This is a genomic window from Streptomyces hesseae (assembly GCF_031845785.1).
GTDB classification, from domain to species: Bacteria; Actinomycetota; Actinomycetes; order Streptomycetales; family Streptomycetaceae; genus Streptomyces; species Streptomyces hesseae.
Map to the genome: position 1 here is coordinate 357563 of NZ_JAVRFI010000003.1, position 26179 is coordinate 383741.

Annotated in this window: 22 protein-coding genes; 8 read left to right on the plus strand and 14 right to left on the minus strand. The window is 72.1% G+C overall.

Annotation, left to right across the window (positions count from 1 at the left end; all coding sequences use genetic code 11):
- Positions 1-121: 121 nt before the first annotated feature.
- Genes RM609_RS07610 through RM609_RS07655 form a run of 10 tightly spaced genes read right to left on the minus strand, consistent with a single transcriptional unit; the run spans position 122 to position 9974 of the window.
- Positions 122-1717 (minus strand): NADH-quinone oxidoreductase subunit N, encoded by a 1596-nt coding sequence (locus RM609_RS07610; RefSeq protein WP_311608975.1) that lies wholly within the window; start codon positions 1715-1717, stop codon positions 122-124.
- Positions 1717-3309: a complex I subunit 4 family protein gene (locus RM609_RS07615; protein ID WP_311608976.1), complete on the minus strand. Its 1593-nt coding sequence runs from the start codon at positions 3307-3309 to the stop codon at positions 1717-1719. Before RM609_RS07615 ends, RM609_RS07610 begins: the two co-directional genes overlap by 1 nt.
- A 3-nt stretch (positions 3310-3312) precedes the next feature.
- Positions 3313-5316, minus strand: a complete 2004-nt coding sequence (locus RM609_RS07620) for an NADH-quinone oxidoreductase subunit 5 family protein (RefSeq protein WP_311608978.1) — start codon at positions 5314-5316, stop codon at positions 3313-3315.
- The gene (nuoK, locus tag RM609_RS07625) at positions 5313-5672 is read right to left on the minus strand and encodes an NADH-quinone oxidoreductase subunit NuoK (RefSeq protein ID WP_311608979.1); all 360 of its coding nucleotides are present in this window, start codon (positions 5670-5672) and stop codon (positions 5313-5315) included. Before nuoK ends, RM609_RS07620 begins: the two co-directional genes overlap by 4 nt.
- Positions 5672-6241 (minus strand): NADH-quinone oxidoreductase subunit J family protein, encoded by a 570-nt coding sequence (locus tag RM609_RS07630; RefSeq protein WP_311608981.1) that lies wholly within the window; start codon positions 6239-6241, stop codon positions 5672-5674. The genes nuoK and RM609_RS07630 overlap by 1 nt, the downstream gene beginning before the upstream one ends.
- On the minus strand, positions 6238-6801 hold the full coding sequence (locus RM609_RS07635; RefSeq protein WP_311609154.1) for a NuoI/complex I 23 kDa subunit family protein: 564 nt from the start codon (positions 6799-6801) through the stop codon (positions 6238-6240). Before RM609_RS07635 ends, RM609_RS07630 begins: the two co-directional genes overlap by 4 nt.
- Positions 6801-7769 carry a complex I subunit 1/NuoH family protein gene (locus tag RM609_RS07640; RefSeq protein ID WP_311608983.1) on the minus strand — a complete coding sequence of 323 codons (969 nt, stop codon included), beginning with the start codon at positions 7767-7769 and terminating at the stop codon, positions 6801-6803. Before RM609_RS07640 ends, RM609_RS07635 begins: the two co-directional genes overlap by 1 nt.
- A complete protein-coding gene (locus RM609_RS07645; RefSeq protein ID WP_311608984.1) occupies positions 7766-8950 on the minus strand; it encodes an NADH-quinone oxidoreductase subunit C in 1185 nt (394 codons plus the stop codon). Before RM609_RS07645 ends, RM609_RS07640 begins: the two co-directional genes overlap by 4 nt.
- The gene (locus RM609_RS07650; RefSeq protein ID WP_311608986.1) at positions 8947-9567 is read right to left on the minus strand and encodes an NADH-quinone oxidoreductase subunit B; all 621 of its coding nucleotides are present in this window, start codon (positions 9565-9567) and stop codon (positions 8947-8949) included. The genes RM609_RS07645 and RM609_RS07650 overlap by 4 nt, the downstream gene beginning before the upstream one ends.
- On the minus strand, positions 9558-9974 hold the full coding sequence (locus RM609_RS07655; RefSeq protein WP_126914744.1) for an NADH-quinone oxidoreductase subunit A: 417 nt from the start codon (positions 9972-9974) through the stop codon (positions 9558-9560). The genes RM609_RS07650 and RM609_RS07655 overlap by 10 nt, the downstream gene beginning before the upstream one ends.
- Before the next feature lie 172 nt (positions 9975-10146).
- Here RM609_RS07655 and RM609_RS07660 point away from each other — a divergent pair, with 172 nt between their 5' ends.
- The 8 genes from RM609_RS07660 to RM609_RS07695 all read left to right on the plus strand — a co-directional run bounded on the left by RM609_RS07660 (position 10147) and on the right by RM609_RS07695 (position 21545).
- Entirely contained in the window at positions 10147-11388 is a 1242-nt protein-coding gene (locus RM609_RS07660) for a sensor histidine kinase (RefSeq protein ID WP_311608988.1), read from the plus strand.
- 110 nt (positions 11389-11498) lie between these two features.
- On the plus strand, positions 11499-12833 hold the full coding sequence (locus RM609_RS07665) for a sensor histidine kinase (RefSeq protein WP_311608989.1): 1335 nt from the start codon (positions 11499-11501) through the stop codon (positions 12831-12833).
- 168 nt (positions 12834-13001) lie between these two features.
- Entirely contained in the window at positions 13002-13661 is a 660-nt protein-coding gene (locus RM609_RS07670; protein ID WP_311609155.1) for a response regulator, read from the plus strand.
- Positions 13662-13862: 201 nt separating this feature from the next.
- Positions 13863-15848, plus strand: a complete 1986-nt coding sequence (locus tag RM609_RS07675; protein ID WP_311608991.1) for a 2-oxoacid:acceptor oxidoreductase subunit alpha — start codon at positions 13863-13865, stop codon at positions 15846-15848.
- Positions 15841-16902 (plus strand): 2-oxoacid:ferredoxin oxidoreductase subunit beta, encoded by a 1062-nt coding sequence (locus RM609_RS07680; protein ID WP_311608992.1) that lies wholly within the window; start codon positions 15841-15843, stop codon positions 16900-16902. The genes RM609_RS07675 and RM609_RS07680 overlap by 8 nt, the downstream gene beginning before the upstream one ends.
- An 89-nt stretch (positions 16903-16991) precedes the next feature.
- Positions 16992-18977 carry an APC family permease gene (locus tag RM609_RS07685; protein ID WP_311608993.1) on the plus strand — a complete coding sequence of 662 codons (1986 nt, stop codon included), beginning with the start codon at positions 16992-16994 and terminating at the stop codon, positions 18975-18977.
- Positions 18978-19056: 79 nt separating this feature from the next.
- Positions 19057-20061, plus strand: coding sequence for an EamA family transporter RarD (gene rarD / locus RM609_RS07690; protein ID WP_311608994.1), 1005 nt, complete (start codon positions 19057-19059; stop codon positions 20059-20061).
- 110 nt (positions 20062-20171) lie between these two features.
- Positions 20172-21545 carry a M28 family metallopeptidase gene (locus tag RM609_RS07695; RefSeq protein WP_311608996.1) on the plus strand — a complete coding sequence of 458 codons (1374 nt, stop codon included), beginning with the start codon at positions 20172-20174 and terminating at the stop codon, positions 21543-21545.
- Positions 21546-21594: 49 nt separating this feature from the next.
- Here the strand turns inward: RM609_RS07695 and RM609_RS07700 are convergent, their stop codons facing one another.
- From RM609_RS07700 to RM609_RS07715, 4 genes are all read right to left on the minus strand, one after another.
- On the minus strand, positions 21595-22458 hold the full coding sequence (locus RM609_RS07700) for an ABC transporter permease (protein WP_311608998.1): 864 nt from the start codon (positions 22456-22458) through the stop codon (positions 21595-21597).
- Positions 22445-23377: an ABC transporter ATP-binding protein gene (locus RM609_RS07705; protein WP_311609000.1), complete on the minus strand. Its 933-nt coding sequence runs from the start codon at positions 23375-23377 to the stop codon at positions 22445-22447. Before RM609_RS07705 ends, RM609_RS07700 begins: the two co-directional genes overlap by 14 nt.
- A gap of 165 nt (positions 23378-23542) precedes the next feature.
- Positions 23543-24850, minus strand: coding sequence for a LolA family protein (locus RM609_RS07710; RefSeq protein ID WP_311609002.1), 1308 nt, complete (start codon positions 24848-24850; stop codon positions 23543-23545).
- A 155-nt stretch (positions 24851-25005) separates the two neighbouring features.
- Positions 25006-26019 carry a polyprenyl synthetase family protein gene (locus RM609_RS07715; RefSeq protein WP_311609004.1) on the minus strand — a complete coding sequence of 338 codons (1014 nt, stop codon included), beginning with the start codon at positions 26017-26019 and terminating at the stop codon, positions 25006-25008.
- Positions 26020-26179: the final 160 nt, after the last annotated feature.

The following is a 26179-nucleotide window of genomic DNA, read 5'->3' on the forward strand; positions in this document are numbered from 1 at the left end:
ACCCTTGAACCAGTGGAACCTTTCGAACTGGTCAACGCCAGACGAGGGCCGCTAGTTCCCTTGTGCACCCCCGCAGGGGCCGTGGAGGGCTGCGCCATTCGGGTGAAAGACGGTGATACCGCTACAGGAGTGCCTGCGAGGCGAAGCGCAGGACGAGCTGGGGCGCGCCGGAGAGGGCCACTCCGAGGGCCGTGGCCAGGGCGATGGCCGCCCCGAGGGTGGCCGGAACGCGCACCACTGGTTCGGCCACCGGTTCGGCCACCGGGGCGGTCGTCGATCCGGCCGTGGCTCCGGCCGTGGCTCCGGTCGTCGATCCGGCCGGCAGCGGTTCTCCCGCCTCCTCGCGGCCGTCCTTGAAGAGGACCGCTGTCCACTGGAGGTAGTAGTAGAGCGCGATCACGACGTTGACGGCCATGACGACCGCCAGCCAGCCCAGCCCCGCGTCGACCGCCGCCGAGAAGACGGTGACCTTGGCGAAGAGCCCGATGACGCCCGGCGGCAGCCCGGCGAGGCACAGCAGGAAGAAGGCGTGCGCGAGGGCGGCGAGCGGGTTGCGGGCGTACAGGCCGCGGTAGTCGGTGATCCGGTTGCCCGGGCGGGTGCGGGCCACGAGGGCGGCGACCGCGAAGGCGCCGAGGTTCACGGCCGCGTACATCAGGGCGTACGCGACGGTGGAGCCGATGGCACGCGAGGGGTCGTCGGCGTAGCCGGCGGCGGCGAGCGGGACGAGCAGATAGCCTGCCTGGCCGACGGAGGACCAGGCCAGCAGGCGTACGGCGCTGTGCTCGCGGTCGGGGCGCTGGCGCAGCGCGGCGACGTTGCCGGCGGTCATGGTGACCGCGGCGAGCACGGCCAGGGCGGGGCCCCAGACGTCGGCGTACGAGGGGAGGGCGACGACCGTCACCAGGGCGATGCCGGTGAAGCCGACGGCCTTGCCGACCACCGACAGGTACGCGGCGATGGGCAGCGGCGCGCCCACATAGGTGTCGGGCACCCAGAAGTGGAAGGGGACGGCGGCGGTCTTGAAGGCGAAGCCGACGAGGGTCAGGGCGACGCCCGCCTTGGTGAGGACGGCCAGGCGCGGGTCGATGTGGCCGAGGCCGTCGGCGATCTCCGTGAGGTGGAGGGTGCCGGTCGCGGCGTAGAGGAAGGACACGCCGAGGAGGGTGACGGCGGTGGCGGTCACGGACGACAGGAAGAACTTCAGTGCCGCCTCGGAGGAGCGGCGGTCGCCGCGGCGCAGGCCGACGAGGGCGAAGGCGGGCAGCGAGGCCACTTCCAGGGCCACGACGAGGGTCGCCAGGTCGCGGGAGGCGGGCAGCAGCGCGGCGCCGGCGGCCGACGACAGCAGCAGGAACCAGTACTCCCCCGCGGGAAGTCTGGAATCGGCGATCGTACTGACGGACAGCAGGGCCGTCAGCAGGGCGCCGCCCAGCACCAGCAGCTGGATGACGAGGGTGAAGTGGTCGGCCGTGTAGCTGCACGCGGTGACGGCGACGTCGGGTCCGGTGAGGCAGAAGGTCGAGCGGTCGCCGCGCAGCAGCGGGAGGAGGGAGAGCCCGGCCAGGGCGAGGCCGCCGAGGGCGATCCGGCCGAGGAGGGCCTTGCGGTCCTCCGGGAGGAAGAGGTCGACGACCAGGACGACCAGTGCCACGGCGGCCGTGACGGTGGGCGGGGCGATGGCGAGCCAGTCGACGGACTGGACCAGGGAGCCCATCACTTGCCTCCTGCGAGGAGCTGCTGAACGGCCGGGTCGGTGAGGCCGAGGAGGGCCGCGGGCCAGAGTCCGGCGAGGACGGTGAGGGCGACGAGCGGGGACCAGGCGGCGAACTCGTGGCGCCGGATGTCGGGGAGGGCCGGGCCGTCGGGCATCTCGCCCGCCCGCTCGGCCGCCGGGTCCACCTCGCCGCCCATGCACACTCGGCGCACGACGACCAGCAGGTAGGCGGCGGTGAGCAGGGTGCCGAGGCCGGCCAGGGCCATGAAGACCAGGAACGCGGGGCGGCTGAGCCCGTCGGCGGGGCGGAAGGAGGCGAACATCGCCAGCATCTCGCCCCAGAACCCGGCGAGGCCGGGGAGCCCGAGGGAGGCCACGGCGCCGAAGGCCAGCAGGCCGCCGAGGCGTGGGGCGCGGCCGTAGAGCGCGGCGCCGGTGGTGCCGGCGAGGCTGTCGAGGTCGCTGGTGCCGTAGCGGTCCTTGATGGCGCCGACGAGGAAGAAGAGGAGGCCGGTGATGAGGCCGTGGGCGACGTTGGCGAAGAGGGCGCCGTTGACCCCGGTGGGGGTGAGGGTGGCGATGCCCAGGAGGACGAAGCCCATGTGGCCGACGGACGAGTAGGCGATCAGTCGCTTGAGGTCGCCCTTGGCGCCCTTGCGGGCCAGGGCGAGGCAGACCAGGGAGCCGTAGACGATGCCGACGGCCGCGAAGGCGGCGAGGTAGGGCGCGAAGGTGTGGGCGCCGTCCGGGGCGATCGGCAGGATGATGCGGACGAACCCGTACGTGCCCATCTTCAGCAGGACGCCGGCGAGGAGCACCGAGCCGACCGTGGGGGCGGAGGTGTGGGCGTCGGGCAGCCAGCTGTGCAGGGGCCACATGGGGGCCTTGACGGCCAGTCCGGCGCCGATGGCCAGAACCGCGATGACCTGCGTGGTGTGGCTGAGCGAGGACCCGTTGTCAGTGGCCAGTGCCACCATGTCGAACGTGCCGCCGTCGATGCCGACGAGGAGGAGGCCCAGCAGCATCACGACCGAGCCGAGCAGCGTGTAGAGGATGAAGCGCCACGCGGAGCGCTCCCGGCCCTCGCCGCCCCAGCGGGCGATGAGGAAGTACATCGGGATGAGCACCGTCTCGAAGGCCAGGAAGAACAGCATCAGGTCGAGGACGGCGAAGGACGCCAGGGTGCCGGTCTCGAGCACGAGGAGCAGCGCGACGAATGCCTTGGGGGACGGGCCCGTAGGCATCTTGAAGTAGCTGTACAGCGCGCAGAGGAAGGTCAGCAGCGCGGTCAGGACGAGGAGGGGGAGCGAGATGCCGTCGACGCCGAGGTGGATCCGGATGCCGAGGGCGGGGATCCAGGGGAGGTCGGTGGTCGCCTGCATCCGGGCCGGGTGGTCGTGGTCGAAGCCGGCAGCGAGGGCGACGGACAGCGCGAGGACGACGCCCGTGACGGTCACGCCGTGGCGGAGCACAGCCTGCTCGGGGCTGGTGCCCTTGAGGCCGGGCGGCGCGGGGAGCAGGGCGGCGACGGCGCCCAGCAGGGGGAGGACGACGAGCGCGGCGAGGAGGAGCTGCATGACGGTGTGACTCATGGATCAGGCTCCGGTGGCGACGAGGACGGCGGCGACGGCCAGGACGACGGAGCCGGCGAGCAGGGCGCCGAGATAGGTCTGCACATTGCCGGTCTGGGCGCGGCGGACGGCCGCGCCGAGCAGCCCGGGCGCGGTGGCGGCGCCGCGCACGTACGCGTCGACGACCTCGCGGTCGAGGAAGCGGGCGAGGCGGGCGGCGGCGCGCGTGGGCCGGACGAGCAGGGTGGAGTACACGGCGTCGAGGTGGAATCCGGTGACGGCGTGGCGGTGCAGGGGGCCGAGCAGCAGCCTGCCCGGGTCGGCCGGGTCGGAGGCGGCGGCGATGGTGCCGTACGCGGGCTCGTGGCTGGCGATGGCCTCGATCTCGGAGACGGCGGGCGCCGCTTCCGGGTCGGCGGCCACGGCACCGAGGGGGGTACGGGCGGTGAGCGCTGCGGTGCGGCGCCAGGCGGCGTACATGACGAGCGCGCCGGCGAGGGCACAGCCGGTGGAGAGGACGGAGGTGGTGAGGCCGGGGGTGAGCGAGCGGCCGTCGAACCAGTCGGGCAGCTTCCAGGCGGCCAGGCCGAGGGCGGCGGTGGGCAGGAAGAGGACCCAGAGCACACCGTTTATCGCGACGGGCTCGCGGCCGTGGTCGGGGGCCTCGGCGCCCTTGCCGTGGAAGGCGAGCAGCCACAGGCGGGTGGCGTAGCCGGCGGTGAGGACGGCGGTGACCAGGCCCGCGATCAGGACGGTCCAGCCGGCCGGGCCGGCCGCGGCGGCGGGGATGCCGTGGGCGTCACCGGTGGCGGCGTGCTCGGCCGCGCCGAGGACGGCCTCCTTGGAGAAGAAGCCGCTGAACGGGGGGATCGCGGCGAGCGCCAGGAGGGCGACGGTCATCGTCCAGTAGGCGTCGGGGATCCGCTTGGCCAGGCCGTTCATCCGGGCCATGGCGGCCAGCGAGTTGGTGCCGGCGGCGTGGATGATCACGCCTGCCCCGAGGAAGAGGAGGGCCTTGAACGCGCCGTGCGAGATGAGGTGGAAGACGGCCGCGCCGCGGTCGCCGACGGCCAGGGCGCCGGTCATATAGCCGAGCTGGCCGACGGTGGAGTAGGCGAGGACGCGCTTGATGTCGTCCTGGGCGAGCGCGGCCAGGGCCGAGCCGACCATGGTGACCGCGGCCATCACGGCCAGCACGACGAGCGCCGCCGCGGAGGCGGCGAAGACGGGGAGGAGCCGGGCGACGAGGTAGACACCGGCCGCGACCATCGTCGCGGCGTGGATCAGCGCGGAGACGGGCGTCGGGCCGGCCATCGCGTCGGGCAGCCAGGTGTGCAGGGGGAACTGCGCGGACTTGCCCGCGACGCCCGCCAGGAGCAGCAGCGCGACGAGGGTGGGGTGCTGAAGCCCGCCGGAGGCGGCAGTGCTGACGATGCCGCTGATGCGGAACGTTCCGGCGTCGGCGGCCAGCGCGAAGATACCGATCAGGAAGGGGACGTCGCCGAGCTTGGTGACCAGGAAGGCCTTGAGGGAGGCGGACCGGGCGGCCTCGGTCTCCCAGTAGTGGCCGACCAGGAAGTACGAGCAGATGCCCATGATCTCCCAGCCGACCAGCAGCACCATCAGGTCGCCGGTGTAGACGACGAGCAGCATCGCGGAGGTGAAGAGGGAGACGAGGGCCGCGTACGAGGGGTAGCGGGGGTCGTCGCGCAGATAGGCCGTCGAGTACAGCTGGACGCAAGAAGCCACGACCCCGACGAGCACGGCCACGAGGACGGCGAAGCCGTCGAGGTGGAGGGCGAGGTCGATGGGGACGGAGCCGGTGGGCGTGAGCCGGGTGGCGGCGTCGAGCGCCTCACCGCCGCCCTGCCGGCAGGCGACGACGATCGCGAGCACGGCGGCGGCCAGCGTCGGCAGCACGGCGAGCGGGCGGACGAGGCCGGGGACGCGGCGGCCCGTCAGGAAGCCGGCGAGGGCGCTGAGGAAGGGCAGCAGGGGGACGAGGACGGCGGTGGTCGTGGTGCTCACGCGGCGGCCTCGGCCTTCTCCTCGCGGTGCTCATGGGCGGTGTCGGGGGCGTCCTCGGCGAGGTCGCGGAGCCGGTCGACGTCGGCGGTGCCGCGGTTGCGGTGGACCTGGAGGACGATCGCCAGGCCGATGCCGATCTCGGCGGCGGCGATGGCGATGGTGAAGAGAGTGAGCGCCTGGCCCGCGTGGAGCGTGTCGCGCAGCCATACGTCGAAGGCGACGAGGTTGAGGTTGACGGCGTTGAGCATCAGCTCGACGGACATCAGGACCAGGATCGCGTTGCGCCGGGCGAGGACGCCGTAGAGGCCCACACAGAAGAGGAGGGCGGCGAGGACGGCCGGGTAGACGAGATGCATCAGCGCTCCTCCTTCTTCTCGTCGGGCTTCCTTCGGGAGAGGACGATCGCGCCGACGAGCGCGGCGAGCAACAGGACGGACAGCGCCTCGAACGGCAGCACCCAGTGCCGGAAGAGGATCTCTCCGGAGACCTCGGTGGAGCCCTGCGGCGCGCCGCCCAGATCGATCCACGTCGTACGGAAGGCGTCCACGACCACCCAGACGAGGGCGGCCGCGGCGGCGCCGGCGACTCCGAGGGCGACCCACCGGTTGCCGGAGTCGGCGTCCGGGGAGCGGCCGATGGGGGCCCTGGTGAGCATGAGCCCGAAGAGGAGGAGGACCACAACGGAACCGACGTAGATCAGCACCTGCACCCAGGCGATGAACTCCGCCGTCAGCAGCAGGTACTCCACGGCGAGCCCGCCGAGCGCCATGACCAGCCAGAGGGCGGCGTGCACCAGCTGCTTGGTGGTGACGGTGATGACGGCCGCGCCGAGGGTGACGAGGCCGACCAGGAGAAAGACGATCTCGACACCGGAGGTGGAGAGGAAGCCATGCGCCTGGGCGGCGAGCGTGGCGGTGCCGGTCACGCCTCTCCCTCCTTCTCCTGCTGCGCTTGCTGTTCCTGCTGGGCGGCGAGTTTCTCGGCCGTCTTGCGGGCCGCCGCGATCTCCTTGGGCTCCTCGGCCGCCGGGTCGAGCGCGGGCGGCTCGGGCACGGTCCACATCCACTCGCGCAGCTTGTCGCGCTCATGGGTGAGCTCGTGGATGTCCGTCTCGGCGTACTCGAACTCCGGCGACCAGAACAGCGCGTCGAAGGGGCACACCTCGATGCAGATGCCGCAGTACATGCACAGCGCGAAGTCGATCGCGAAGCGGTCGAGGACGTTCCGGCTGCGCTCGCGGCCGCCCGGGGCGGCCGGGGGCACGGTCTCCTTGTGGGAGTCGATGTAGATGCACCAGTCCGGGCACTCACGGGCGCACAGCATGCAGACCGTGCAGTTCTCCTCGAACAGCCCGATGACGCCGCGCGTACGGGGCGGCAGCTCGGGCTGGGCGTCCGGGTACTGCGCGGTGACCGAGCGCCGGGTCATGGTGCGAAGCGTGACGGCGAGGCCCTTGGCCAGGCCGGAACCAGGGATGCCCATGATTACTGGATCACCACCTTGACGACGCCGGTGAGGGCGATCTGCGCGAGGGCGAGCGGGATGAGGACGGTCCAGGCCAGCTTCTGGAGCTGGTCCTCGCGCAGCCGCGGATAGGTCACGCGGAGCCAGATCACGACGAAGGCGAGGACGAAAGTCTTCAGCAGCGTCCACAGCCAGCCCAGCCCGTCGGCCCCGAACGGGCCGTGCCAGCCGCCCAGGAACAGCACGGTCGTCAGACCGCACAGGACGACGATGCCCGCGTACTCGGCGAGCAGGAACATCGCGAAGCGCAGACCCGTGTACTCGGTGTACGCACCGAAGATGATCTCCGAGTCGGCGACGGGCATGTCGAACGGCGGGCGCTGGAGCTCGGCGAGACCGGCCGTGAAGAAGACGACGCCGCCGACGATCTGCCACGGCACCCACCACCAGTGGAAGGCCTCGACGATCCCCGGGAGCGACACGGTGCCCGCCGCCATCGCGACGGACGCCGCCGCGAGCAGCATCGGCAGCTCGTACGCGAGCAGCTGCGCGGCGGTACGCAGACCGCCGAGCAGCGAGAACTTGTTGGCCGACGCCCAGCCGGCCATCAGCGACCCCAGGACGCCCACGCCCATCACGGCCAGCACGAAGAAGATGCCCGCGTCGACGACCTGCCCGACGGCGTTGCCGGGCCCGACCGGGATCGCGAGCAGCACGAGCAGGTACGGCAGCAGCGCCACGGCGGGGGCGAGCTGGAAGATCCGCCGGTCCGCGTCGGCCGGGACGACGTCCTCCTTCTGCGCGAACTTCACACCGTCCGCGACGAGCTGCGCCCAGCCGTGGAAACCACCGGCGTACATGGGGCCGAGGCGGCCCTGCATATGGGCCATCACCTTGTGCTCGGTCTGACCGATGACCAGCGGCAGCACGAGGAAGCAGACGAAGACGGCGAGGAGCCGCAGCACGACGTCGAGAATGTCGCTGCTCATGCGGGGTCGCCTCCGGCGGGGTTCTGATCGTTCTCGGGCTCGCCCGGACGGGGTTCGGCCGCGCCGGGCTTCCGGGTGCCGGGCTCGCCCGTGCCGGGTTCGGCTGCGCCGGGCTCGGGTGCGGCCTTGCCCGCGGCGTCCGTGGCGGGGGCTTCGGGTGCCGGTGCGTCCGGCACCGCCGGGCCGCCGCGCTCGGGCTCGGCGCCGTCGCGGTGGGAGGGCCCGGGCTCGCCCGAAGGCTGCGGGGGCGTGGTGTTCGTCGACGGTTCGTCGAAGGTCGGGCGGGCGTGGTGCCAGGGGGCGTCCGAGGAGCGGGGGGTCGGGCGGGAGGGCGTGGGCTGTGCCGCATCGCCCTGCTGGCTCGCCGAGCCGTCGGCCACGCTGCGGGTACGCCGAGGCGCCGCCTCCGCACCCGCCTGGCCGGCCGAACCGTCGGCCGCGCTCCGCGTACGGCGCGGGGCCGGGGCCGCGCCCTCGCCCGCCTGGCTCGCCGAGCCGTCGGCCACGCTGCGGGCGCGGCGGGCCGGGCGGTCCGTCGCGGGGCCTGCGGCAGCGGTGCGCGGGGTGCGGGTGGGGCGGGCCGGGGCCGGGGGGAGTTGGCCCTTGAGGGGGCCCCATTCGTTGGGGTCGGGGACGCCAGGGGGAAGCATCTGGCGGCGCTTGGGGCCGCCCTCCGCCGCCTCACCCGGCTCCTTCGCGCCCGGCCAGGCCTTCACCACACGGGCCGCGAGGACGAAGTCCTTGCGCAGCGGGTGGCCCTCGAAGCCCTCGGGCAGCAGGAGCGGCACGAGGTGGGGGTGGCCCGGGAAGTCGATGCCGAACATCTCGTGCGTCTCGCGCTCGTGCCACGCCGCGCCCGCGTAGACGCCCACCGCGCTGGGCAGCGCGGGGGCCTCGTGCGGCACGGTCGTGCGCAGGAGCAGCCGGCGCGTCACGCCGTCCGCGCCGCCCGGCAGCGCCGCCACGTGCGCGCAGACGCGGAAGCCCGTGCCGGGCTCGTCGACGGCGCTCAGCCAGTCGAAGAACGTGCAGCCCAGCACATCACGCGCGGTCCGCAGCGCGGTCAGCCATTCCTCCGCCGGGACGTCGACCGTCAGCAGGTCGTACGCCTCCTCGGCGGTCGCGTCCGCGCCGAAGAGGTCCGTCACGGCGCCCGGAAGCCAGGCGACAGGCTCGCTCATCGGTCCGTCTCCTCGGAAGCCCCCGCAGTGGGAGGCGGCGGCGGAGGCGTCACCAGGCCGCTGCGCAGGGCCGCGGCCGAGGGACGTCCACCGCCCCCGGCGGAGCCGTACCGCTCGTCCAGTGACTCCTTCGCGATCTTCTCCTGAAGCTTGATGATCCCCTGGAGCAGCGCCTCCGGCCGCGGCGGGCAGCCCGGCACATAGACGTCCACGGGGATGATCTGGTCGACGCCCTTGGTCACCGAGTACGAGTCCCAGTAGGGCCCGCCGCAGTTGGAGCAGGCGCCGAAGGAGATCACGTACTTGGGCTCGGGCATCTGCTCGTACAGCCGCTTCACGGCCGGGGCCATCTTGTCCGTGACCGTGCCCGAGACGATCATGAGGTCGGCCTGGCGCGGGCCGGGCGCGAAGGGGATCACGCCCAGGCGGATGAAGTCGTGCCGCGCCATGGACGCCGCGATGAACTCGATCGCGCAGCAGGCGAGCCCGAAGTTGAAGACCCACAGGCTGTAGCGGCGGCCCCAGTTCAGGACGACCTTCATGGGCTCGGGGGCCAGGCGCGCCAGCGGGCCGAGCCGGCGGGGCTCGGGCAGGTCGACCGGGGGTGTCACGTCCATTCCAGGACGCCCTTCTTCCATGCGTACAACAGGCCCACGGCGAGGAAGCCGAGGAAGACGAACATCTCCACGAGCGTCGCCCCGCCGAAGCCCGGCGCGGCGAACACCGTGGCCCAGGGGAACAGGAAGATCGAGTCCACTGCGAAGATCACATACAGAAACGCATAGACGTAGTAGCGGACCTGTGTGTGCGCCCAGCCCTCGCCGACGGGGTCCACACCGCACTCGTACGTGAGCAGCTTCTCGGGCGTCGGCACCACCGGTCGCAGCAGCCGTCCGGCTCCGAAGGCCACGGCGACGAAGAGCACGCCGATGACGGCGAGCAGTCCGACGACCGAATAGGCGTGGAAGTAGTCCGCCGCGAGCTGGACATCGGCGCCACTGGTGCGCACGGTCGCCTCCGGCACGTCCGCCCCTCGCTCCCTGTCCTGTTTGTTCGACGATCTGTACGCACGCGAGTCTAGGCCCTATGGCGCCCCGGATGAGCCGCCCCAGTAGGCGTGGGGTGGGGTTATCCCCACCCCACGGCACCCACCGCCCCCATGGCGGCAGCGGTCCTGACCAGGGCACGCTTGCCGTATGACCGCCCGTACCGCCACCCGTTCCCGCGCCGTCCCGGCCGCCGCCGAGGACGACGACCGGCTGCCTCCCGCGCGCTTCGCCTTCGGCTCCACGACGTGGAAGGAGGTCGCGCACCTCCTCCTCAATCTGCTGGAGGGGATCCTCGGCTTCCTCTATGTCTCGCTCTGGCTCTACGCGGGCGCGCTGCTGTCGGTGACGGTCGTCGGGCTGCCGCTGCTGGCGGCCGGCCTGATGGGCGCGCGGGTGCTGGGCCGGGCCGAGCGGTGGCGGGCGCGGGTGCTGCTGGGCGTACGGATCGACGAGCCGAGCCCGCTCCCCCGGCACCGCGCCGGCGGCTTCCTCGGCCGGATGTGGATGACGCTGAAGGACCCGGTGGCGTGGCGCAGCACGCTGTACGCGTTCATACGACTGCCATGGGGCGTTCTCACATTCGGCATCGCGCTGGCGTCCCTCTTCGTCGCGTGGCCGGTGCTGGGCCATATCGCGCGGGGGCTGACCAATGTGGACCGGGCGATGGTGCGCGGGCTGCTGGCGCCGTCGGGCGAGCTGGAGCGGCGGATCGCCGAGCTGGAGGAGAACCGGGGCGTGGTGGTGGACACCGCCGCCGCCGATCTGCGCCGTATCGAGCGCGACCTCCACGACGGCGCCCAGGCCCGTCTCGTCGCCCTCGCCATGGGGCTCGGCCTGGCGAAGGAGCGGCTGCTGGAGGACCCGGAGGTGGGCGCGCGGATGGTCGACGAGGCGCACGGCGAGGTGAAGCTCGCGCTCCAGGAGCTGCGCGACCTCGCCCGCGGCATCCACCCGGCGATCCTCACCGACCGCGGCCTCGGCCCGGCGCTGACGTCGGTGGCCGGGCGCTGCACGGTGCCGGTGAACGTGGCCGTCGACCTGGGCTCCCGTCCGGCGCCCGCCATCGAGGGCATCGCCTACTTCACCGTCTCCGAGCTCCTCCAGAACATCAGCAAGCACAGCCGGGCCCGGACGGCGGAGGTCGAGCTGTGGCGCGCGGAGGACCGGTTGCTGATCCGGGTCAGCGACGACGGGCAGGGCGGCGCGTCGACCGCCCGGGGCAGCGGGCTGGCCGGGCTCGCCGAGCGGCTGGGCTCGGTGGACGGGCTGTTCGTCGTGGACTCCCCCGCCGGCGGCCCGACGGTCGTCACGGCCGAGCTGCCCTGGCGGAGCCGTACGGACGGCCACAAGGACGGACGTACGGACGAGCGCACCGACGGACGTCCCTAGCCGGAAGGTGGGGCTTTCCCCACCCCGAGGACACCCACCCGCCTCATGGTCCCCGGGCCCCCGCCCGGGGAGCCTTGAGGGACACAACCGCCGCACGAGGACAGGACGACATGGCCATCGACCACGCAGCCGGGACCCACCACCGGGTGCCCGCCGCGCTGCGCGCCCCGCTGGAGGGCCGCACCTGGCGGGAGTTCCTCTACCTGCTGACGAGCCTGCCGATCGCGACCGTCGCCTTCTCGCTCGCCATCACCCTGACCACCGCGGGCGTCGGCACCCTGATCACGTTCATCGGTGTGCCCCTGCTGGCCGCCACCCTCGCCGCCGCGCGCGGGCTGGGCGTCCTGGAGCGGGCGCGGGCCCGGGGGCTGCTGCGGCTGGAGATCGCCGAGCCGGAGCCGGTCCGCGTCCGGCGGCGCCGTGACGGGCGGGCCGCCGGCCCGATGGCATGGGTGGGCGCGCTGTTCAAGAGCGGCACGTCCTGGCGTCACCTGCTCTACGCGCTGCTGCACTTCCCGTGGGCGCTGTTCTCGTTCGTCCTGTCGCTGGTGATGTGGTCGGTCGGCTGGTCCCTCTTCCTCTACCCGGCCTGGCAGTGGACGCTGCCCACCTACGCCCACCAGCCGGGCATCCAGCTCTACGGCGACTCCAACGGCCACGCCTTCCACCTCGACAGCCCGTTCGAGATCGGTATCACCTGCGCCGTCGGCCTCGTCCTCGTGCTGGTCACGGCGGGGGTGATCCGGGGCCTGGCCCATGTGGAGCGGCTGCTGGTGCGCGGGCTGCTGGGGCCGTCGCGGCTGGCGGAGCGCGTCTGGGAGCTGGAGGAGGACCGGGGCGTGGTCGTGGACACCGCCGCCGCCGACCTGCGCCGCATCGAGCGCGATCTCCACGACGGCGCCCAGGCCCGTCTCGTCGCCCTCGCCATGGAGCTGGGCCTGGCGAAGGAGCTGGTGGAACGGGACCCGGAGAAGGCCGCCCGCATGGTCGACGAGGCCCACGGCGAGGTGAAGCTCGCCCTCCAGGAGCTCCGCGACCTCGCCCGCGGCATCCACCCCGCGATCCTCACCGACCGCGGCCTCGGCCCCGCGCTCGCCTCGCTGGCCGGGCGCTGCACCGTCCCGGTGACGACCGAGGTGGACCTGGACTCCCGTCCGGCGCCCGCCATCGAGGGCATCGCCTACTTCACCGTCTCCGAGCTCCTCCAGAACATCAGCAAGCACAGCCGGGCGCGCTCCGCCCAGGTGGACGTCTGGCGCTCGGGCGACCGGCTGATGCTGCGGGTGTGGGACGACGGGCGCGGCGGCGCCGGGACCACGAGCGGCAGCGGACTGGCCGGGCTCGCCGAGCGGCTGGACTCGGTGGACGGGCTCCTGGTGATCGACTCGCCCGCCGGCGGCCCCACGACCGTCACCGCCGGGCTGCCCTGGCGCGCCCGGGGCTAGCGCCACCGACGCGCGCCGGGCGCCCGGCGCGCACTCGGCGCGCGCCCGGTGCCACCCGCCCCGGCCGCGCGCCGCCCGCTCCGGCCCCGGATGCTGCGATGCTGACGCTGTACGAACCACGTCGGCAAACGCCAGGGGGCAGGAGAAAACGTGATCGTGGACGACAGGGTGCGGGTGGTCATCGCCGAGGACTCGGTGCTGCTCAGGGAGGGCCTGACCCGGCTGCTCACCGATCTGGGGCACGAGGTCGTGGCGGGCGTGGGCGACGCGGAGGGGCTGCTCAAGACGATCGCCGAGCTCTCCGCCGCCGACGCCCTCCCCGATGTGGTCGTCGCGGACGTCCGGATGCCCCCGACCCACACCGACGAGGGCGTCCGGGCGGCGGTGCGGCTGCGCCGCGACCACCCTGAGCTGGGGGTGCTGGTCTTCTCGCAGTACGTCGAGGAGCAGTACGCCACCGAGCTGCTGGCCGGCAGCACCCGGGGGGTCGGCTATCTGCTGAAGGACCGGGTCGCCGAGGTGCGCGAGTTCGTGGACGCGGTGGTCCGCGTGGCACGCGGCGGGACCGCGCTGGACCCCGAGGTCGTCGCCCAGCTGCTGGGCCGCAGCCGCAAGCAGGACGTACTGGCCGGGCTCACCCCGCGCGAGCGGGAGGTCCTCGGGCTGATGGCCGAGGGGCGGACGAACTCGGCCGTCGCCAAGCAGCTCGTGGTCAGCGACGGCGCGGTGGAGAAGCACGTCAGCAACATCTTCCTGAAGCTGGGGCTCTCCCCGAGCGAGGGCGACCACCGCCGGGTGCTGGCGGTGCTCACGTATCTGCGGTCCTGACGGCGCGTAGCCGCGGCCCTGACGGCGGTTCCGGCCTCTCCCGGACTCCGGGGCTGCCGCCCCGGAGTCCGGAGCGTTACCGTCCGCTGTTGAATCGTTGATCCCCCCGGGGAAGGCTGCCCTTGCCCACGTACGATGGCCGTGGGATCGCCGGTCGGCGCCATCGTCCGGCCGGCGCCGCCACGAGGGAGGTCCGAAGCAGTGACCAGCCAGGTCAGCAGCCCGGCCGAACAGGCCGCATCAGCCGATCCGGGCGGCGAGGCCGACGCCCGTGAACGCCTCGCCGGACAACGCGGCCCGACCGACGGCACGGCCGACGGCCCGGACGGCGCCAAGGAGGTACGCCGGCTGGACCGGGTGATCATCCGCTTCGCGGGTGACTCGGGCGACGGCATGCAGCTCACCGGAGACCGATTCACCTCCGAGACGGCGTCGTTCGGCAACGACCTCTCCACTCTGCCGAACTTCCCCGCCGAGATCCGGGCCCCCGCCGGCACCCTCCCGGGCGTGTCCTCGTTCCAGCTCCACTTCGCCGACCACGACATCCTCACCCCCGGCGACGCGCCGAACGTCCTGGTCGCGATGAACCCGGCCGCGCTCAAGGCCAATATCGCGGACGTGCCCCACGGCGCGGAGATCATCGTCAACACGGACGAGTTCACCAAGCGCCCCATGGCGAAGGTGGGTTACGACAGCAACCCGCTGGAGGACGGCTCCCTGGACGCGTACAACGTCCACCCGGTGCCGCTGACGACGCTGACCATCGAGGCGCTCAAGGACTACGGCCTCTCCCGCAAGGAGGCGGAGCGCAGCAAGAACATGTTCGCGCTCGGCCTGCTGTCGTGGATGTACCACCGGCCGACCGAGAGCACCGAGGCGTTCCTGCGGAAGAAGTTCGCCAAGAAGCCGGAGATCGCGGAGGCCAACGTCACCGCCTTCCGGGCCGGCTGGAACTTCGGTGAGACGACGGAGGACTTCGCGGTCTCCTACGAGGTCGCGCCCGCCACCGCCGCCTTCCCGCCCGGCACCTACCGCAACATCTCCGGCAACCTCGCGCTGTCCTACGGTCTGATCGCCGCCGCCCGCCAGGCGGACCTGCCGCTCTACCTGGGCTCGTACCCGATCACCCCGGCCTCGGACATCCTCCACGAGCTGTCGAAGCACAAGAACTTCGGCGTGCGCACCTTCCAGGCCGAGGACGAGATCGCCGGCATCGGCGCGGCGCTGGGCGCGGCCTTCGGCGGCGCGCTCGCCGTGACGACGACGAGCGGCCCCGGCGTCGCCCTGAAGTCCGAGACCATCGGCCTGGCCGTCTCGCTCGAACTGCCGCTGCTGATCGTCGACATCCAGCGCGGCGGCCCCTCCACCGGTCTGCCCACCAAGACCGAGCAGGCCGATCTGCTCCAGGCGATGTACGGGCGCAACGGCGAGGCGCCCGTGCCGATCGTGGCCCCCCGGACGCCCGGCGACTGCTTCACCGCCGCCCTGGACGCGGCCCGGATCGCGCTCACCTACCGGACCCCGGTCTTCCTGCTGAGCGACGGCTATCTGGCCAACGGCTCCGAGCCCTGGCGGGTCCCCGAGCCGGACGAGCTGCCCGACCTGCGGGTCCAGTTCGCCTCCGGGCCCAACCACGAGCTGGCCGACGGCACCGAGGTCTTCTGGCCGTACAAGCGCGACCCCCACACGCTGGCCCGCCCCTGGGCCGTGCCCGGCACCCCGGGCCTGGAGCACCGCATCGGCGGCATCGAGAAGCAGGACGGCACGGGCAACATCTCCTACGACCCGGCCAACCACGACTTCATGGTCCGCACCCGCCAGGCCAAGATCGACGGCATCGACGTCCCCGACGTCGAGGTCGACGACCCGACCGGCGACGCGCGGGTCCTGGTCCTCGGCTGGGGCTCGACCTACGGCCCGGTCACGGCGGCGGTACGGCGCGTACGGGCGAGCGGGGGCACGGTGGCCCAGGCTCATCTGCGCCACCTCAACCCGTTCCCGGGGAATCTGGGCGAGGTCCTCGGGCGTTACGAGAAGGTGGTCGTACCGGAGATGAACCTCGGTCAGCTCGCCACTCTGCTGCGGGCGAAGTACCTCGTCGACATCCGCTCGTACACCCAGGTGAGCGGAATGCCGTTCAAGGCCGAGCAGCTCGCCACCGTGCTCAAGGAGGCCATCGATGACTGAGGCGATGACTGAGGCGCTGAAGCTGGTGCCCAAGGCCGAAGCCCGGCAGACGATGAAGGACTTCAAGTCCGACCAGGAGGTGCGCTGGTGCCCCGGCTGCGGTGACTACGCCGTCCTCGCCGCCGTGCAGGGCTTCATGCCCGAGCTCGGGCTGGCGAAGGAGAACATCGTCTTCGTCTCCGGCATCGGCTGCTCCTCCCGCTTCCCGTACTACATGAACACCTACGGGATGCACTCCATCCACGGCCGCGCCCCGGCCATCGCCACCGGCCTCGCCACCTCGCGCCGCGATCTGTCGGTGTGGGTCGTCACGGGCGACGGCGACGCGCTGTCCATCGGCGGCAACCATCTGATCCACGCCCTGCGGCGGAACGTCAACCTGAAGATCCTGCTGTTCAACAACCGGATCTACGGGCTGACCAAGGGCCAGTACAGCCCGACCTCCGAGGTCGGCAAGATCACCAAGTCCACGCCCATGGGCTCCCTGGACGCACCCTTCAACCCCGTGTCGCTGGCGCTCGGCGCGGAGGCCTCCTTCGTCGCCCGCACGGTCGACTCCGACCGCAAGCACCTCACCGAGGTGCTGCGGCAGGCCGCCGCCCATCCGGGGACGGCGCTCGTGGAGATCTACCAGAACTGCAATATCTTCAACGACGGCGCGTTCGACGTGCTGAAGGACAAGCAGCAGGCCGAGGAGGCCGTGATCCGCCTGGAGCACGGCGCGCCCATCCGTTTCGGCGTGGACGGCGCGAAGGGTGTCGTACGGGACCCGGCGACGGGTGATCTGAAGGTCGTCGCGGTGACGCCGGAGAACGAGGCGTCGGTGCTGGTCCACGACGCGCACACCGCGTCCCCGACCACGGCCTTCGCCCTGTCGCGCCTCGCCGACCCGGACACGCTGCACCACACGCCGATCGGCGTCTTCCGCAGCGTGGACCGTCCGGTCTACGACACGCTGATGGCGGATCAGCTGGAGGCGGCGGTCGAGCAGAAGGGGAAGGGCGACCTGGCCGCGCTGCTCGGCGGGAACGACACCTGGACAGTGGTCGGGTAAGTCCGCTCGAAACGCCGGACGGGCTGTTTTCGGCCCGTCCGGCGGGGCGTCTGACGCCCGGAGGGCTGGGCAGCCGCTCTCATATGAAGATGGCCGAGCCCGAACCCGTCGTCGCCGAGCCCGAACCCGTCGTCCGTGACCGCCTCGCCTACCGCCTCAAGCGCGCGTTCCTCGGCCCGCCGCTGGTCACCGAGCGGCTCTCCCAGGAGAAGCTGTCCAATCCGATGGCGCTCGGCGTGCTCGCCTCCGACTGCATGTCCTCGACCGCGTACGGCAGCGAGGAGATACTGCGCATCCTCGTCCCCGTCGTCGGGGCCGCCGCGTTCACCCTGCTGCTGCCGGTGACCGGCGCGATCCTGTTCGTCCTGCTGCTGGTGACCGTCTCCTACCGCGACGTCGTCTCCCTCTACACGCGGGCCGGCGGCTCGTACGTCGTCGCCCGGGAGAACTTCGGGCCGCGCGTCGCGCAGATCGCGGCCGTGGCGCTGCTCGTCGACTACATCGTCACGGTCGCCGTACAGACCTCCGCCGGCACCGACGCCCTCATCTCCCTCGCCCACCTCACCGGTAACGGCTACACCGGCCTCGACCACCTCAAGCTCCCCATCACGGCGGGAGTGGTGGTGCTGCTGATGTACGGGAATCTGCGCGGGGTCCGGGAGGCCGGGCGGGCGTTCGCCGCGCCCGCGTATCTCTTCATGCTCGCCGTGGCGGCCATGCTGGTCGTGGGGCTGCTCCGGGCGCTGGACGGCGGGCTGCCACACGCGGACGTCCACGCCCAGGGCGCCGTCCCCCTCGGCGAGCCCGGGCACGGCTGGCTGTACGGGGCGTCGCTCTTCATGGTGCTGCGCGCCTTCGCCAACGGCGGTTCCTCCCTGACCGGCCTGGAGGCCATCTCCAACGGGGTCTCCGCCTTCCGCCGCCCCCAGGGCGTCAACGCCCGGCGGACGCTCACCACGATGAGCTGCGTCCTGGGCGTCATGGTCTTCGGCGTCTCCGCGCTCGCCCACTTCACCCACGCCATCCCCTACACCGACGGCAACCCCACCGTCATCGCCCAGGAGGCCCACCTGGTCTTCGGCGACGGCTGGGCGGGCACCGCCGGGCTCGTCTACGTCCAGCTCGCGACGGCGCTCATCCTCTACACCGGCGCCAACACGCCCTTCACCGGCTTCCCCTTCCTCGCCAGCTTCGTCGCCGAGGACCGCTTCCTGCCCCGGCAGCTGACGCGGCGCGGGCACCGGCTCGCCTTCTCCAACGGGATCATCTGCCTCACCGTCCTCTCCCTGGCGCTGCTGCTGGTCACGCGCGCCAGCGTCGACAAGCTGGTCGCGCTGTACGCCATCGGCGTCTTCACCGGCTTCACGATGGCGGCGGCCGGGATGACGGCCCACCACTGGCGGCGCCGGCAGTCCCACTGGAAGACGGCGGCGAACCTCGCCGCGGCGGTGGTCTCCGCGCTGGTGGTCGTGATCTTCGCGATCACCAAGTTCACGGAGGGCGCCTGGCTGGTCGTGGTGGTCTTCCCGCTCGGGGTCTGGGCGCTGATCCGCATCAACCGCCAGTACCGGGAGGAGGCCGCGGCCCTGGAGAACGTCCCCGCGTTCGCCTCGGACCGCCCCCACTGGCGGCGCCACGTGGTGCACGTCCTCGTCGACAGCCTCGACCTGGCCACGGTCAAGGCCCTGCGGTACGCCCACGAGCTGCGCCCCGACGAGGTGCGCGCCCTCCACTTCGTCATCGACGAGCCCCGGGCGCGGCGGCTGGTGGCCCGCTGGGACGAGTCGTCCGGCACGACCGTCCCGCTGGAGCTCGTGGACTGCCCCGACCGGCGGCTGCGGCACGCCGTGGCCGCGCTCGCCGCCCGGACGACCGCCGACGGCACGACCGCGCTCACCCTGCTGATCCCCCGCCGCACCTACTCCTCTCCCCTGGGCCTGCTGCTGCACCGCGGCACGGCGGAGGAGATGGCCCGGGTCCTGGGGCAGCTGCCGAACGTCGCGGTGACGATCCTGCCCTTCGATGTCACCAGCGCGATGGAACGTGTCCGCGAGGGGCACGCACCACGACCGTAATGCGATACGGGCATGACAGTCCCGAGCACCGGGGTCTACCGTCGCTAGGTCGCCGTCGCCGTACCCCTGGGAGGGGCCCGTGTCACCCGAGCCATCACGTCAAGAATCCCGCGCAGGGCTGCTCTACGGGGTGGCCGCCTATGGCATCTGGGGGCTGTTCCCCCTCTACTGGCCGCTGCTGGAGCCCACCGGGGCGATCGAGATCCTCGCGCACCGCATGGTGTGGTCGCTGGTCACGGTCGTGGCCGTACTGGCCCTGACCCGGCGCTGGGGCTGGATACGCCCGCTGCTGCGGCAGCCGAAACGACTGGCGACGGCGGCGGTGGGCGCGGCCGTCATCTCCGTGAACTGGTGGGTCTACATCTGGGCCGTGAACTCCGGTCATGTCGTGGAGACCTCCCTGGGGTACTTCATCAACCCCCTCGCCACCATCGCCCTGGGCGTCCTCGTGCTGCGCGAGCGACTGCGCCCGGCGCAGTGGGCGGCGGTCGGCGTGGGCGTCGCCGCCGTGATCGTGCTGGCCGTGGGCTACGGCAAGCCGCCGTGGGTGGCGCTCACCATCGCGGCGACCTTCAGCACCTACAGCCTGGTGAAGAAGAAGGTGGGGCTGGGCGGCCTGGAGTCGATGGCCGTCGAGACGGCCGTGCAGTTCCTGCCGGCGGTCGTGGTGCTGGCCGTGCTCGGCGCCCAGGGGAAGTCGACCTTCGCCTCCGAGGGCGGCGGGCACACCCTGCTCCTGCTGGGCACCGGTGTGATCACCGCGATTCCGCTGGTCTCCTTCGGCGCGGCGGCGGTACGGCTGCCGCTGTCGGTGCTCGGGATGCTCCAGTACCTCGCGCCGGTCTTCCAGTTCGCCCTGGGGCTCTTCGTCTTCCACGAGGCGATGCCCGCGGAGCGCTGGGCGGGCTTCGCGCTCGTCTGGCTCGCGCTGGCCGTGCTCACCTGGGACGGAATCCGTACGGCCCGGCAGGCCCGGGTGGAGCTGAAGCAGGCCAAGGAGCGGGCCGACGCAACTGGCAACACAGAAAACACAATTGCCCCTGAGAGCTCTCAGGCCACAGAAACCACAGCTCAGCGCGGTTGAGCGGACGACCGATATCCGGAAACCGGTGATCGGTGTCCGAAAGGCGCTCTTGACGTGCCTTCGGGGGGCCCTGAACATCATGGCCACGTCAAACAGAGTTGGAGCCCCCCATGGCACTCAACGGACCAGCCCTGCCCCCGCCCCGAAGAGCACGTACCGCCGCCGCCCTGCTCGCCTCGGGCGCGGCCGTCACAGCGGCCCTTCTGGGCGTCTCCTCCGTCCCGGCGACCGCGGCTCCCACCACCGCGACCGCCGGGCGGACCACCGCCGCCAAGTCCGTGGCGGCACCGGACATATCCGGGGCCAACGTCAAGGCCCATCTGAACCAGCTCCAGTCGATCGCCACCGCCAACGGCGGCAACCGCGCCCACGGCCGCAGCGGCTACAAGGCGTCCCTCGACTATGTGAAGGGCAAGCTGGACGCGGCCGGCTTCACCACGACCGTCCAGCAGTTCACCTCCTCGGGCTCGACCGGCTACAACCTCGTCGCCGACTGGCCGGGCGGGGACACGAACCACGTGGTCTTCTCCGGCGCCCACCTCGACTCCGTCACCCGGGGCCCCGGCATCAACGACAACGGCTCCGGCTCGGCGGGCATCCTCGAGGTCGCCCTCACCGTCGCCAAGCAGAACTACAAGCCTGACAAGCACCTTCGCTTCGCCTGGTGGGGCGCGGAGGAGCTGGGCATGGTCGGGTCGAAGTACTACGTCAACAGCCTGCCCGCCGCCGAGCGCTCGAAGATCGACGGCTATCTGAACTTCGACATGATCGGCTCGCCCAACCCGGGCTACTTCGTCTACGACGACGACACGCGGCTCGAAGGCGTCTTCAAGGACTTCTTCGCCACCCGCAACATCCCCACCGAGATAGAGACCGAGGGCGACGGCCGCTCCGACCACGCGCCCTTCAAGGACGCGGGCATAGCCGTCGGCGGTCTCTTCAGCGGCGCGGACTACATCAAGACCGCCGAGCAGGCCCAGAAGTGGGGCGGCACGTCCGGTCTGGCGTTCGACCGCTGCTACCACGCGTCCTGCGACACCATCTCCAACATCGACGACAAGGCGCTCGACAACAACAGCGACGCCATCGCCTACGCCATCTGGAACCTGAGCGGCGGCTCCACCACCCCGCCCAGCGGCAACGTCTTCGAGAGCAAGTCTCAGGTCGCCATCCCCGACGGGGGCCCGGCCGTGGAGTCCCCGCTCACCGTCTCCGGCGTCACCGGCAAGGCGCCCGCCGCGCTCAAGGTCGGCGTCGACATCAAGCACACCTACCGGGGCGACCTGGCGATCGACCTGGTCGGACCGAGTGGCAAGGCCTACCGGCTGAAGGACTCCAGCAACTCCGACTCGGCCGCGGACGTCACCGAGACCTACACCGTCAACGCGTCCGCGGAGACCGCGAACGGCACATGGAAGCTGCGCGTGCAGGACGTGGCGGCGCAGGACGAGGGGCACATCGCGGGCTGGAAGCTCACGTTCTAGCCGGCTGCCGGACGGGCTGACAGGGTCAGCCCGTCCGGCGTTCGAGGACTCACACCGTCACGTCCCGCGACGTGAACCGCGCCCACGCCGCCGACCCGAACACCGCCACGTACAACCCCTGCAACCCCAGGTTGCGCAGTATCTGATCCCAGTACACCGGGTCTCGCAACAGATCCGCGAACCCCAGCCAGTAGTGCGGAAAGAGATATGGCTGAACCGCACTGAGCTGCGGAAACTGATCCAGGATCTGCACCGTGATCAGCAGCCCCACCGTCGTGGCCATCGCCGCGATCCCGCTGTTGGTGAGCGTCGAGACGAACAGGCCCAGCGCCGCGAGCCCGGTCAGCGACAGGGCGACCACCCCGGCGATCGCCAGCGCGCGCAGCAGCCCCTCGCCGAACGACACCGTCGTCCCGCTGATCAGCGTCACCTCGCCGACCGGGAAGAGCAGCGCGCCCACCGCCAGCGCCGAGGCGGCGACGACGAGCGTGGCGGCGAAGGCGAACAGCACGGTCGTCGTGAACTTGGCGAGCAGCAGCCGGGTCCGCCCGGCCGGGGCGACCAGCAGATAGCGCAACGTGCCCGAGGACGCCTCGCCCGCCACCGCGTCGCCCGCGATCACCCCGATCGCCATCGGCAGGAAGAACGGCAGGGTCGCGGCGAGCGAGGCGAAGACGAGGAAGAGGCCGTTCCCGGCGACCTGCCCGATGAACGCCGGGCCGCCACCGCCCCCACCGCGTCCGTCCGACCCACCGCGGCCCGTCTCGATCCGCACCGCGATACCGACGAGGACCGGCACGGCCGCCAGCACGCCCAGCAGGGCGAGCGTGCGCCAGCGCCGGAAGGTCGTCGTCACCTCGCTGCGGTAGAGCGACAGCGAGGGCATCCCGCGCAGCACCTCAGCCCGCGACATCGAAACCCTCCCCGGTCAGTGCGACGAACGCGTCCTCCAGCGAGGCCCGCTCGGTGCCGAAGGACCGTACGCGCACCTCCGCCCGGACGAGCGCGGCGTTGAGGTCGGCGAGGTCCGCTGCCGGGCCGCCGGGCGGGAGTTCGCCGGTGACGCGGTCGTCGGTGACCGTGAGGTCGTGCACTCCGTGCTCCTTGAGGACCCGTACGGCCTCCGCCGTGTCGGGAGTGGTGACGGCCAGCCGGCCGCGGGCCGAGGCCGCCAGCTCCCGGACCGTGCCCTGGGTGAGGAGCCGGCCCTGGGCCATGACGGCGGCGTGGGTGCAGACCTGCTCGATCTCGTCGAGGAGGTGGGAGGAGAGGAAGACCGTGGTGCCCTCCGCCGCCAGCCCGCGCACCAGGGCGCGGATCTCGCGCATGCCCTGCGGGTCGAGGCCGTTGGTGGGCTCGTCCAGGACGAGGAGCTCGCGCGGCCGGAGCAGGGCGGCGGCCAGGCCGAGCCGCTGCTTCATGCCGAGGGAGTAGGCTCGGGCCTTCTTGCCCGCCGCGCTCGTCAGCCCCACCCGTTCCAGCGCGGCGCCGACCCGCGCTGCGCGGGTGCGGGGGTCGGCGGTGGGGTCGGCGGCGTCGAACCGCAGAAGGTTGTCGCGGCCGGAGAGGAAGCCGTAGAGCGCGGGGCCCTCGATCAGGGCCCCCACCCTGGGCAGGACGCGCCGCCCGGCGCGCGGCATCTCCTCGCCGAGCACTCGGGCGGCGCCGGAGGTGGGCTCGATGAGGCCCATGAGCATCCGGATGGTGGTGGTCTTCCCGGAGCCATTGGGGCCGAGAAAGCCGAAGACGCTGCCGCGCGGCACGACGAGGTCGAGCCGGTCGACGGCGAGCCGGCCGCCGAAGCGCTTTGTCAGCGCGACCGTCTCGATCACGGCGCCCTCCCCCGCGACGCTCTCGCTCGTGGCCCCAGGCCACGGCCCCGGCTCGGACCGGCCTTCCACGGTGTCTCCTCTCGCCGTGCGGCCCGGGACCACTGGCGGCCCGGAGGGCGCCGCGTACACGGGCCCCTCCGGGCCATGGCAGGGGCAGCAGCCTGCTTACTTCGCGTTCGCGGCCTTGACCAGCGCGTCCTTGGTGACCGCGCCGACGTAGACCTTGCCGTCGTCCGTCATCAGGGCGTTGACGATCCGGGTGCTGTAGACCCGGCCGGAGCCGAAGTCGCCCGAGACCTTGGTGCCGAAGCCGTCCAGCAGGGTCTGGGCGTCCGCGCCGCCCTTGCCGCCGGCCTTCTTCCCGGTCTTCCCGGCGTCCTTGCCGTTGAGCGCGGCCGAGGCGTCCTTGCCGCCGTCGAACTCGGCGATGGAGCTCCAGCCCTTGCCGATGACCTTCGACTTGCCGGCGTCGCCGCCGGTGCCGAGCGCGTCCGGCATACCCGCGATCCCGGGCAGCTTGCCCTTGTGGTCGCGGTCGGCCGAACCCTTCGCCGCGTCGCCCTCGGTCACCTTGGCGCCCTTGGGCGGGGTGAAGTCGAACGTGCCGGCGCCCGGCTTGCCGAAGTCGACCTTGGTGAAGGCCGCGTCGACGACCGCCTTGCCGCCGCCCTTGGGCGCGAGGGTGAACTTCAGCGACACGCCGTTCTTCGCGTCGACCGCGATCCGGATCGAGCCGACCGTCGTGTCGTCCGCCTTGGGCTTGATCAGCAGCTGGTAGGCGTCCCGGCCGGCCACCTTGGCCGTGCCGTCGACGGTGACGGCCGTCGTCCCGTCGGCGGCGGCGAGGACCTTCTTGGCCAGCTCCTGCGGCGAGGCACCGCCCAGGTCCTTCGGCATCATGTCGCCCTTGGCGCCCTGACCGGCCTTCGCGTCCTTGCCGTGCGCCCGCTCCTGCGGCGCCTTGGAGTGGTGCACCGTGTTGCTGGAGCTGTCGTACGCCCAGACGTCGGCGCCGTTGCGGACGACGCTGTACTCGGCGGCGCGCTCGACGATCGACACCCGCTGCTTGCCGGGTCCGTCGACGGCCACCCGCAGCGTGTGCGAACCGGCGGCGAGCTCGGTGAGCTTGGACTGCGGGGACGGCGCGGAGCCGCCCTTCTTCCCCTCGCCCTTCTTCTCCCCGTCGCCGAAGGAGAGGCCCGACGGCAGCGAGGGCAGGCCCAGATCCGTGGTGATCTTGACCGACCCGGACATCTGCTGGGTGTCCGACTGGGCCATCTTGGCTATGAGGTCCTGTGCGCTGATCTTCGGCAGATCCGGGTCACCGGTGCTGGCGAGGGCCGACCCGATCCCGATCGTGGCTGCCGCGACGCCCGCCACCGCGACCGGCACGGCGTAACGGACGGCCTTGCGACGGCGCCGGGCCGGTCCCCCGAAGTCCTGCGCCTCTGATGTCGGCTGGTTCTCTGCCATGTGCTCTACCCTCCGTCGTCGGCAGCGGCCTTACCCTTCGATTCCATCAGGGTGGCGGCTTCCCGTCGTCAGCCGACGGGATCAACTGCCTGTACGCCTTGGGTATGACGCAGTGGCCGCGGGGCGGAGTTCCCCAGGGCCATCAGGGGCCGTCACTAGCCCGCTCGGTGCACCACGGCGTCGCACAGTTCTTCGAGCGCCGTCTTCGCGGAGCACTCGGGCAGCGGGGCCAGGGTGGCGCGCGCCTCCTCGGCGTAGCGGATGGTGTCGCGGCGGGCCTGCTCCAGCGCCGGGTGGGCGCGCAGCCGGCGGAGGACCTCGGCGTGGAGGGCGTCGTCGCCGAGGTCGCCCTCGAGCATCCGGCACAGCTCCAGGTCCTCGGGGTCGCCGGTGGCGGCGGCCCGGGCCCGCAGGTGGAGCACGGGCAGGGTGGGGATGCCCTCGCGCAGGTCGGTGCCCGGGGTCTTGCCGGACTCGTGGGAGTCGCTGGCGATGTCCAGGACGTCGTCGGCGAGCTGGAAGGCGATGCCCAGGCGCTCGCCGTAGTGGGTGAGGATCTCGACGACGTGCTCGTCGGCGCCGGACATCATGGCGCCGTAGCGGCCGGCGACGGCGACCAGAGAGCCGGTCTTGCCGGCGAGGACGTCGAGGTAGTGCTCGATGGGGTCGCGGCCGTTCTGCGGGCCGGCCGTCTCCAGGATCTGGCCGGTGACCAGGCGCTCGAAGGCCTCGGCCTGGATGCGCACGGCCTCGGGGCCGAGGTCGGCGAGGATCCGCGAGGCGCGGGAGAAGAGGAAGTCGCCGGTGAGGACGGCCACGGAGTTGCCCCAGTTCACATTGGCGCTGGGGACACCGCGGCGGACATCGGCCTCGTCCATGACGTCGTCGTGGTAGAGGGTGGCCAGGTGGGTGAGCTCGACGACGACGGCCGAGGGCACCACGCCGGGGGCGTAGGGGTCGCCGAACTGCGCGGCGAGCGTCACCAGCAGGGGGCGGAACCGCTTGCCTCCGGCCTTGACCAGGTGCTGGGCGGCCTCGGTGATGAAGGGGACGCCGCTCTTGGTGGCCTCGATGAGGCCCTCCTCGACAGCGGCCAACCCGGCCTGGACATCGGCTTCAAGAGCCTGGTCCCGCACGCTCAGCCCAAAGAAAGGCCCGACGACGGTCACGAGGGTCACTCCTGTCTGCCTGCGAACACGGGGATTGTCGATGTGTCGCTGTCTTCACCAAAAGTCAGCGTATCCGGTCGGCTGTCGATCACCGTGGGCACCCTCAGTTCCACATGGCAGGACAGTGGCCCCGGAGCTGCCGTGCGGCAGCGCCGGGGCC